Source organism: Anabaena sphaerica FACHB-251, from assembly GCF_014696825.1.
Taxonomy (GTDB): domain Bacteria; phylum Cyanobacteriota; class Cyanobacteriia; order Cyanobacteriales; family Nostocaceae; genus RDYJ01.
Window position 1 is genome coordinate 1 of sequence record NZ_JACJQU010000040.1, and the last position, 9,673, is coordinate 9,673.

Annotated in this window: 8 protein-coding genes and 1 pseudogene; 5 read left to right on the forward strand and 4 right to left on the reverse strand. The window is 41.5% G+C overall.

The window, feature by feature from the left end; translation table 11 throughout:
- Positions 1–624: 624 nt before the first annotated feature.
- Positions 625–1,326, reverse strand: a complete 702-nt coding sequence (locus tag H6G06_RS26765) for a TetR/AcrR family transcriptional regulator (protein ID WP_190565092.1) — start codon at positions 1,324–1,326, stop codon at positions 625–627.
- Positions 1,327–1,403: 77 nt separating this feature from the next.
- Here H6G06_RS26765 and H6G06_RS26770 point away from each other — a divergent pair, with 77 nt between their 5' ends.
- The gene (locus tag H6G06_RS26770) at positions 1,404–2,381 is read left to right on the forward strand and encodes a Rieske 2Fe-2S domain-containing protein (RefSeq protein WP_190565093.1); all 978 of its coding nucleotides are present in this window, start codon (positions 1,404–1,406) and stop codon (positions 2,379–2,381) included.
- 361 nt (positions 2,382–2,742) lie between these two features.
- Complete coding sequence (locus tag H6G06_RS26775) at positions 2,743–3,462, forward strand: cyclase family protein (RefSeq protein WP_190565099.1); 720 nt, start codon at positions 2,743–2,745, stop codon at positions 3,460–3,462.
- A 38-nt stretch (positions 3,463–3,500) separates the two neighbouring features.
- Here H6G06_RS26775 and H6G06_RS26780 read toward each other — a convergent pair whose 3' ends face one another.
- Both H6G06_RS26780 and H6G06_RS26785 read right to left on the reverse strand, forming a co-directional pair.
- The gene (locus H6G06_RS26780) at positions 3,501–4,214 is read right to left on the reverse strand and encodes a class I SAM-dependent methyltransferase (protein WP_190565094.1); all 714 of its coding nucleotides are present in this window, start codon (positions 4,212–4,214) and stop codon (positions 3,501–3,503) included.
- 290 nt (positions 4,215–4,504) lie between these two features.
- A complete protein-coding gene (locus tag H6G06_RS26785; RefSeq protein ID WP_190565095.1) occupies positions 4,505–5,605 on the reverse strand; it encodes an iron-containing redox enzyme family protein in 1,101 nt (366 codons plus the stop codon).
- A gap of 188 nt (positions 5,606–5,793) precedes the next feature.
- Between H6G06_RS26785 and H6G06_RS26790 the strand changes: the two are divergent.
- Positions 5,794–5,973, forward strand: a pseudogene (locus H6G06_RS26790) (aldehyde dehydrogenase family protein); the annotation flags it as partial.
- A gap of 274 nt (positions 5,974–6,247) precedes the next feature.
- Here the strand turns inward: H6G06_RS26790 and H6G06_RS26795 are convergent.
- Positions 6,248–6,679, reverse strand: coding sequence for a hypothetical protein (locus H6G06_RS26795; RefSeq protein WP_190565096.1), 432 nt, complete (start codon positions 6,677–6,679; stop codon positions 6,248–6,250).
- A gap of 359 nt (positions 6,680–7,038) precedes the next feature.
- Between H6G06_RS26795 and H6G06_RS26800 the strand changes: the two genes are divergently transcribed.
- Entirely contained in the window at positions 7,039–7,383 is a 345-nt protein-coding gene (locus tag H6G06_RS26800) for a hypothetical protein (RefSeq protein ID WP_190565097.1), read from the forward strand.
- Between the two features lie 60 nt (positions 7,384–7,443).
- Entirely contained in the window at positions 7,444–9,558 is a 2,115-nt protein-coding gene (locus H6G06_RS26805; RefSeq protein WP_190565098.1) for a pentapeptide repeat-containing protein, read from the forward strand.
- Positions 9,559–9,673 lie beyond the last annotated feature (115 nt).

Sequence of the window (9,673 nt, forward strand, 5' to 3'; positions counted from 1 at the left end):
AGGGGGGCAGGGGAGCAGCGGGGCAGGGGAGCAGGGGGGCAGGGGAGCAGGGGGGCAGGGGGAAGAAATTTGGGATTTTTGCGCGGATGGGTGGGTGTAAAAAATCAGGTGCTGTGAAAAATGTCTGAATCTCTTTCTAGGCAATGCTTTGAGGTTATTCTTGTTAGTGACACACCCGCGCACCTTACACAGAGCCGGTTTCAGCGTTTTTTGCGTTTGACACAATTCCTGAAATGGACTATCATAAGACCATCCGCGCAATCGAACCTTGAAAACTACATATATATAGGCTTTCGGGCTGCCGCAGTTGAAATTTCAAATAATCCCTATTAGGGATTGAAACTAATCGCATTACCTCTAGAATTCCTGAATACATAACGTTGAAATTTCAAATAATCCCTATTAGGGATTGAAACCCTTTCCTTTTACTGTATGTGTCATTTTTTAAGGCAGTTGAAATTTCAAATAATCCCTATTAGGGATTGAAACATTATGCCAAAGCGATCGCCGGGAAGAATATAGGACTTACGCAAGATTGAACTCAAAACCTGATTCTTGCGTAGGGGTAATTCATGAATTACCCCTACTTCCGTTCTGTTTTGCGTAAGTCCTGGAATATTATCTTCAGTGTTGAAATTTCAAATAATCGCTAACCAACAAACCACCTAAAATTAAAGCGATCGCACTTTCAGTATGTTTTTCTACCATTTCTGGACTGAGGCGATCTATGTCTGGTGTCAAATGTTTCCAGTTTTCCTGCACAGTAAAGTAGAAAATGCACACACTGATAATATGAGTCAAGGTCAAAAATGGATCTACAGGCCGGAAACATCCTTCGTTGATCCCTCTTTCTAAAACTTTAAGCAGTGGTGCGTATAAAGTCATGGGGTTAATCTGCTTGAAATACAAACCCTGATTTTGACTCGCTTCCTGAAACCACAACATTTGACGATGGGGATAAGCGACTTCATAAGCGATCGCACTACGAATAATTTGCTTTAATGCTTCTTCTGGGTGTAACTGTTCCAAATCTAATTGACTTACCACTGACAACGCTTGATTAATCGGACGCTGCAAAACCGCTTTATACAAACCTTCTTTATTCTCAAAATAATAGTGAATCATCGCTGTAGTAATTTTGGCACGATCAGCGATCGCACTCAACCGCGCCCCCTTTAACCCATCTTTAGCAAACTCAATCTCCGCTGCATCCAGAATTTGCTGCTGTGTCACCTCTGCATCCCGCACCTGACGCACTGATTTAGCACCTCCCTTATTCCTCACAGATTTGACCACGGCATTATCATCTATACGTTGCTTGTACATCGTAACAATAGTTGACAGCAATCTGACCCTATTGTTAAACTAATTAAAAAATTAGTTAATTAAATAAGAGGTTTTTTATGACCCTGTTACAAGGCGCACCTTGGCTATTAGCTCATCGTTCCATGCTCAAGCCCAATCAGCCTTTCAAAATCTCCCTTTACGGTCAAGATTACGTACTTTGGCAAGATAACACAGGTAAAATAAATTGCTTACCTAACGCCTGTCCCCATTTAGGTGCAATGCTTTCCGAAGGCTGGTGTGTGACAAAAGCAGATGGTAGTAGCACCGTAGTTTGTCCATTTCATGCTTTAGAATTTGACAGCAACGGTTGTACAGTTTTACCAAATAGTAATAAACAAACGAAACCCTTACTCCAACCATTAGAGTTAATTATTCAAGGTGATTTTATTTGGACTTATGGTGGATATGAACCGAAAATTATTATCCCAACCATTTTAAAAGATTTTGCCTCTGAATATGAATTTCTGGGACATACAAAAAACTTCAGCGTCAAAACCGAACTGCTGACAATGCTATTAAATATGCACGACTACGATCATCAAAATGGGACACATAGACCATTATTTGAAATTGAAAAAGTAGACTTTAAACAATTTATTGATAATGGACATCACTCCCATGCTTACTTTGATTTAATCAGAAAACCACCAAAATTAAATGACCTACTCAAAAATCCTGGACTGTTAGCAATTCCCAACACAATTAACGCCCATTTAGAAAATTTCTTTCCTTGCTTTGTAGTCGTACATGGTGAAAGTCCTGTAGCTAGTGTGAAACAAATTCATTTCTTTATTCCCGAATCAGAAACTCATACACGCACCTATGTTTTAGTATATGGTAAAGTTAAAAATCCTGTTGCCCATTTAATTAAGAAAAATTTTGTTCGTTTAGCAGAAGTAATTGTTGAGCAAGATGTGGATATATTGGGTAAACTTTATCCCAACATTCCCCAACATATAAAATTAAATAACGAAATAGGTATGGATTGGGTAAAACGCAATTTTGAGAATTTTCCCATGATTGAACATAGGTGACAGGCGACAGATAAGAATTGTACTAATGACCAATGATTAATGACCAATGACTAATGTGCGTATATTTTTACCTAAGCTTAACCTAATGCTTGCCAAAACTTAACCTTTCAGGTGTTCACTAGTATTAAATTCACTTTTTGCTGCAATATTTTGAACCCCCAACCGACCTGGTATTTACAGAAATTGGGGGATTATTTATTATATAGATATATAGCCATCCTAAATGATTCATGAACACTTTCTGTTCCCTGTTCCCTGTTCCCTGTTCCCTTCCCATGACTTACGTCACGCTACGCTATCACCGATAAGTTCTCAACTCAAATAGGATTGCTATATAGTGGACTAATAACAGAGGAAAGCTATTTTACACCACCAGAAGCCAAATAATATCGCCTACTCCCATGTTATCCACCTGAGTCATCTGATTGATATAGGTATACCACAATGGCCGGGCGATCCTCCCGTAAAATTTACTACTGTTGCTGAACTGCAAGATGATGGCTATTATCTGCGACGTTTTTCTTTAGGTGAACATAGTGCTACTCATATCAATGCCCCTAATAGTTTTCACAGTAGCGGTATCAGCATTGACGAATACTCCGCCCAATCGCTGGTAGTACCTGCTGTAGTCATAGATATTTGTAAACAAGCAGCAGTGAATGCTGATTATCTTTTAACTGTGGCTGATATTTTGGTATGGGAAGCAGAGTTTGGCACTATTGACCCTGGGCGCATGGTAATCCTTTATACGGGCTGGCAAGCTAAATGGCTGGATAAAAACGCATTTTTGAATCAAGATGCAGCAGGGAATATGCACTTTCCAGGGTTTGGGAGTGATGCTACCCAGTTTTTAATTACTGAAAGGCAAATTGCCGGCGTGGGAATTGATACACACGGTGTAGATTCAGGGCAAGACACAAGTTTTACTACTAATCGCCTAGTCTTAGCGAAGCCACTTCTTGTTTTAGAAAATCTCACCAATTTAGATCAACTTCCACCCCAAGGTACAACTTTGGTAATTGGTATTCTCCGCTTGCGTGGTGGTTCTGGTTCTCCGGCTGCGGTAATGGCGTTATTTTGAGTGTTGAATTGTTTTGTATTCTACAGCCAGCACCCTTGTTAATATGTACTTTTATTTGTCAAACTCGTCATCACCTGAGCTAGTTCATTAGATAAATCGATCACAGATTCTTGGCGCTTTTTAAAGAGGACTCCAGCCAAAAAATAATAGTCTCCAGAGTAAAATGCCATTTTCTTTTTTCGTAAGCTTTCTATGTATTTTTTCACTTTTGGCTCTGAACTATAATATCCAAACTTCAAAGGTAAAACCATGAAGTTCTGCACAAAATAGTTATTCTCTTCGGCTATGTTAATTGTACTTATAGGGTTAGAAAAACTAGATACTAAAACTAGTACATTTTCATAACCTAATGATAAAAGATCGTTGGTAACTGTAGCTCCGTCTATACCCCCAAATAATAGCGGCATATAAATATCTGGATCGGGTGCGGGAATATAAGGTGGATTTGCTACAAGATATTCGGCTTTGGGTTTAGAAGACTCAAATAAACATGAATTAGAGATGATGTATTTGTGAGCGAGATTATATTCATCGATTGTAGAATTGGCGCGTTTCCATGCTGAGGTATTTAATTCAAATCCATGTATGACAGCATCAGATTTATTTCTCAGTAATGAATTGATGATGGGGCTACCATCTCCTGAGCCAAACTCAACAATAGACTCAGAATTTTGACAATTGCTGAGAACAAATGTTTCTAGACAGTTTGAGTAGAAATTAGATTCTTCAGGACAAAAAAAGATATCTTTCATGTGACTGCACTCAATGGTATTGTATAATCTGTGTGGAATCAAATTAGTTTTCACTTGTATCAAGGCAATAGAAAACCTGTCCCTTAGCAAGCTATTTGTCACCAAGGAAATTGTTATAGATGCGAATTAAAATCTGGATGAGTTAGCTATGCCCCTATATGCTTGGTGTTAAGAAAAGCTAATCTGGCCAGCAAGGTGTGAGAAGACGGCTGATCTGAACTGTATTGAAATATGCCTAATTAAAAATGTCAGAAAAAAACCTGCTATTTTTAATCGCTAATTTTTGAGTTTTATCGTCTGGGTAAAGCGATTGATTCGGCTTTGCGTATTGATTGCACAACAGCTTTAGTAGCGCGATCGCCCATTAGTTTTTCCTGGTCGTACCCCAGTACCAGTTCCCAGGCATCATCAGGATATTGTTCTGCTAAAGGCAAAGCCACATCATCTAACATCCACCTTCCGTGGCGTTCATCTTCTCTAATGTGCAGTTCCCAATAACCCATTGCTTTCTCTGACAATCCCAGCCGTTGTGCTGCTGCGAGATAATTTCTGTAAGCCCCAGGCCCAGCTACCTCAAAATAGGTCAGCCCGCCGTTGTAACGCAAGAAGTAGCGTTTGCGCTCAGTCAGCAAAAAGTTATGATTAGCACAAGCTAGAACTTCCCACGGTACTAAATCAAAGTACCCTTCTGGTTTGGTATTCATGCCAAACTCAGCCAGCATTTGGGCAAAAAATGTAGAGTGCTTGCGAGATAAGCGACCATTGCCATATTCTTCCAGTAGCACCCGCACCAGCGTACACTGTACTTCATTAGCAGCACCGCCCAAAATCCGGGAAAGACGACTACCTTCCACCAAACCATCAAAGGAAGCGATCGCTAGTAAGTGACGGTAGCCAGCTTCAGTCATCTCCTCGCGGATGTAGTAACTATCCTCTGACAGTGGTGGCTCTAAATCAGCAAATGTGCGCTCAGTTAAAGCTTGTTTGATATTCCACTTTTGCAGTGATGCTACGTCGATTTGCCTTAGTTCCCAATCTTGCCACGCAGTTTCAATTTGGTTCCGACATGAGCATAAGTAAAGCGATCGCTCATTGGTGTAATGCCGCAAATCATCATACCAAAATAGCTGGAGCCGATTAATTCGATAAAGTATCCGCTGGAGAAAACGGTGAGCCTGCCTGTCACCACAGCCGTTTTCATAAGCAGTGCGGATTGCTGTTGAGACTATCCGCCCACACTCATTAACTTTAGCTGCTTCTACATCCAGGGTATTGTCCAAATCCTCCGTAGCCAGGAGTTCTATAAATAGCTGTTCAGCGCGGTCATAGTTCGTAATTGTTGTGTCTTCTGTTTGCGTACTCTTTTCTACAGCTTCGGCGTTAGATAACATAAATTAAGAGCTTTGTATGGAATATTAGAGACTTTGCTAAAGTGTCAAACTAGTTGCACCTCTAATACCTAAAATTCCACACTTGTAGCTTTGTGTACCTCTTTCGCTGGTTATAAAGAAAGATTTTGTTTGGAAGAGGAGGGGTGAAATAAGCAAATTCACCTTTCACGCCCTTTTTTTCGAGGGTGGGTAAAAATGCCCAAGTGGTGATGGAAGATGCAGATTTAGAATTAGCACTTGATGGGGCTGTTTGGGGAGCTTTTGGAACAACGAGACGACGGTGTACAGCTACAAGTCGTCTGATTTTACACCGGGATATTAAAGAGAAATTTACTCAGATGTTATGGGAACGTACCAGAAAATTACAAAGAAGGCAGGAGGCAGAGGGCTGTCTTGCAGGAGGGAAGAAGTATGAATTAAAACTTTAGTTCTGGGTCTCAAGCCCAGTTTAAAAGAGGAATTGTATCGAGACGCATAGCGCGTTAGCGAAGCGGCACGAAGTGCGATACAAAGCGTCCTTGCTTCAATTCCACGTTTTAAAACGTGGGTTCCTCCTGCCTCCTATCTCCTGCCTCTTGAACTGTTAATTAAGCTCCTGCTAACTTCTGACTCCTGACTCCTGACTCCTGAATTCCGACTTCACTATTTCTTTTGTTGGGAAATAGAGAGAGTATAATTATGCTCTCCAGGGGATAAATTGCCTATATACAGCAAGTAATTGCCAAGTTGCCAGAAACCAGCAAGTTCTGGTCTATTTGCAGAGTAATTATCTGCCAAAACACAAAAGCGCCCCCCAGGTCCATCAATTAGCAGTGTAGGTTTTCCCGGTCCCTCAACTGTTAAGCGCAAATAAGGCAGTGATTCTTGCACCTGAATAACTTGACTAGGTTGAATCGTAATATTACCGCAATTACTCTGAACTGTTCCCCCAGAAGTGCCATTGACAACCAGTGGATCTGTCTGGAGTTGCTTATTAATTTGGATGAATGGAGTCTGTGCTAAATTAGCTTGGTTAAATAGCAAACTTATTGCCAAAGTTGCGGGAACAAGAGTCAGTAGATTTAATGTGTTCATTTTTATTAATGCTCCCGGCCGTTTATAGATAAATATAGTGATATATATTCTGGATTATTAGACCAAGACAACGGGTTTTTGTTCCCAAGTTGGAAGTATAAATTTTTATTTAATTTTTATTTTGAACCTTGGTAAATTTGTAACTCAGGATTAAAATATCCTGAAGTGACAAGGGAGAGGCAGAAAAGTCTTGCTAACACTTAAGATCTAATCTCCTTGCTCCGGCAAGATACATTATTTTCCCTACCTACACAGGTTTTGTACAGATAGACATTAGCTAAAATCACTAACACAACCGCCAAATAAATGGATATAGTTGGTCGGTTGGAAAACCAGTGTCATAGCTGAGGTAAAAAATCATGAATTCTCAACCTGAGGATGAGTTGCAGCGCCGCCTCCAAAAGCTAGAGGCAAAAATGAATTCATTTTCTCCAAACCCACCCCAACCAGAGACGCAAAAGCAGACAAATCAAACTGGATTTGCCAAATTAAACTGGCATCTAGAGCGTTTTCAAATTTGGTTTCAAAGTTTATCAGGGATGAAAAAGCTTGCTGTTACTGGTGTAGGAATACTCGTGGGCATATTGGTACTGCAAACAGTCTTTAAACTGGTAGCATCTGTGATCAGTCTGGCACTGTTGGCATTGTTAGTGTATCTTGGATACAAATTTTTGCTGCCTAACAGCTTTCAACGTAAGCAATAGCCTATTTATTTTAACCGCGCCGAGATTGGCGTAAACATAAAGTCAAAGGGAAATTATGCAATGACGACCCCAACTGTGAGGAGAAATATTGATCAATCTAGCCAATCCCAAAAACCGGAAAAAGCTAATTTTCCTCTCCCCAGCAGGCGTTTAGCCGCTTGGGCAGTGGAAATCACATTAGTAGTAGCCAGTGGGTTAATTCCCTTTGGCATCGGCGTTTATGCCAATTCTCGCAGCGATATTCAGCGAGTACCCCTGAACCCAGTGCTGGTACTCACAGAAAGAGCGATCGCCCGGCCTTTAGCTTTACCCGTTAGTTATGGGATTCGTAATGTTGCCAGTCCTACTAATTTTTTATGGACTATCGCCTTATTAACACCTATTGCCCTCTCAGGGTGGCAGTTGTATTTACTGGGTAAAACCGGCAGTACCATTCCTAAGCGTTGGTTTGGTGTGCGGGTAGTTAACGAGGAAGGTAAAGCCCCTGGTTTAAGGACTGTTATAGTTCGTGAAGGGCTAGGACGCTGGACTGCTCCAGTTTCCATTGCCTATATACTGTGGCGCTACAGCTTTGCGTTTCCCAATTTAGGTTTATTTACATTTTTAGCTCTATTGATGGTGCTGGGCGAAGGCATGGGTTGGACTTCCCAAAAGCGTCGTCGCGCCTTCCATGATCAGTTGGCAGGTACATACACCATAGATGCCAAAGACATCAACAAACCGATCAAAACGCGTGTAGAAAATGCCAGCGAGCAGCCACAGCTAGAAAATGACAATCAGGTTACATCTAGCAAGCAGCCCACCCCCAAGCTGAACATAGTCCGCAGCCCCAATTTCACTTTGTTTGTGGTCGGGGTAACAAGCATGATTGCTGTATTGTCAACTTTAGTTGGCACACAAATTTACATCCAAAACCAAGAAAGCCAGCGGAAAACCCAGCTGATCAACAGCCAAAAGTTTCTCGAACTCGTAAAACAAATTACTCCTAACTCTGGTGTCAGCGATGAAGAACGCCAAAGGGCAATTCTCGCCTTGGGTGGTATCAATGATACACAATCCATCAAATATCTCGTGGATCTACTCGTCAAGGAAACAGATCCCAACATCCTAGATACTATTCAACAGGCATTGTCAAATATCGGACCCCAAGCTCTACCAGAATTAAAACGCATGAATCAGTTTCTCGCAGGGGAACTGGAATCAGGTGGCAACTTCCGAAATATCAGACAACAACAGTTAAATCTTAACCAACAGGCAATAAACAAAATTTTGACTGTCTATAGCGGCAAAATTAATAACATCGATTTAAGTAGCGTCCAGTTGGGTCCAAAAAGCTCTGAGGAAAGTTCTGTATTTAACTTGGTACTAGAAAATGCTGATTTATCTGGAGTTATGTTTAAATCTGCCAATCTTAACCAAGCTAGTTTGAAAGCTAGTCGCCTCCGCAGTGTTGGTGAAGATGGACGTTGGGATACCTATGATGATGTTATCGCTGATTTGAGTAAAGCTCAGTTGAAGCAAGCCAACCTCACTGAGACTAATCTCAGTCGTGTGTTGATGAACCGCAGCGACTTAAGCCGCGCCACACTTAATAAAGCTAACTTGTCTAATGCCCGGTTAGTGGGTGCTAACCTCAGCAGTACCCAACTCATAGGTAGCGATTTGCAAAAAGCAATTTTGGAAGATGCTACTTTAACAGGGGCAGATATCAGCGATGCCAAATTAATGGAAGCTGACTTGTATGCTGCTCAATTAGGTCGTGTCTCTGCTATAGGTACACAATTATCTCATGCCAATTTAACTAACACTAATTGGCAAGGAGCAGATTTATCTGAAGCTTATTTGGATCATGCTAATCTCACCAATGCTAATTTCAGTGCGGCTCGTCTTGCTGGTGCTGTTTTACGCTCTGCCAACATGAAAAATGCCAACCTGCGGAATACTGATATTAGTCGTGCAGATTTACGGGGGGCAAACTTGGAAGGTGCAGATTTTCAAGGTACTATACTCTTTCCTGGTAAACAAGATCCTGGAGATCAATTTGTACAAACTTCCGATCTTGGCTCACAAGCGGCTATAGTCCAAGGTGTTGATTTTACTGGCGCTAAAAATTTAGATCCCCAGCAATTAGCTTTCATTTGTACCAAGGGTGGTATTCATTCCCGTTGTCCTTAAGCTGAGGAAAGGGAATAGGGAGCAGGGGAGCAGAGGAGCAGGGGAGCAGGGGAGCAGGGGAGCAGGGGAGCAGGGGAGCAGGGGAGCAGGGGAGCAGGGGAGCAGGGGAGCAGGG

What these genes read in the sequence shown, in the direction of transcription:
- H6G06_RS26765 (WP_190565092.1), bottom strand. Translation starts at nt 1,326, where the DNA reads ATGTACAAGCAACGTATAGATGATAATGCCGTGGTCAAATCTGTGAGG.
- H6G06_RS26770 (WP_190565093.1), top strand. Translation starts at nt 1,404, where the DNA reads ATGACCCTGTTACAAGGCGCACCTTGGCTATTAGCTCATCGTTCCATG.
- H6G06_RS26780 (WP_190565094.1), bottom strand. Translation starts at nt 4,214, where the DNA reads ATGAAAGATATCTTTTTTTGTCCTGAAGAATCTAATTTCTACTCAAAC.
- H6G06_RS26785 (WP_190565095.1), bottom strand. Translation starts at nt 5,605, where the DNA reads ATGTTATCTAACGCCGAAGCTGTAGAAAAGAGTACGCAAACAGAAGAC.
- H6G06_RS26795 (WP_190565096.1), bottom strand. Translation starts at nt 6,679, where the DNA reads ATGAACACATTAAATCTACTGACTCTTGTTCCCGCAACTTTGGCAATA.
- H6G06_RS26800 (WP_190565097.1), top strand. Translation starts at nt 7,039, where the DNA reads ATGAATTCTCAACCTGAGGATGAGTTGCAGCGCCGCCTCCAAAAGCTA.
- H6G06_RS26805 (WP_190565098.1), top strand. Translation starts at nt 7,444, where the DNA reads ATGACGACCCCAACTGTGAGGAGAAATATTGATCAATCTAGCCAATCC.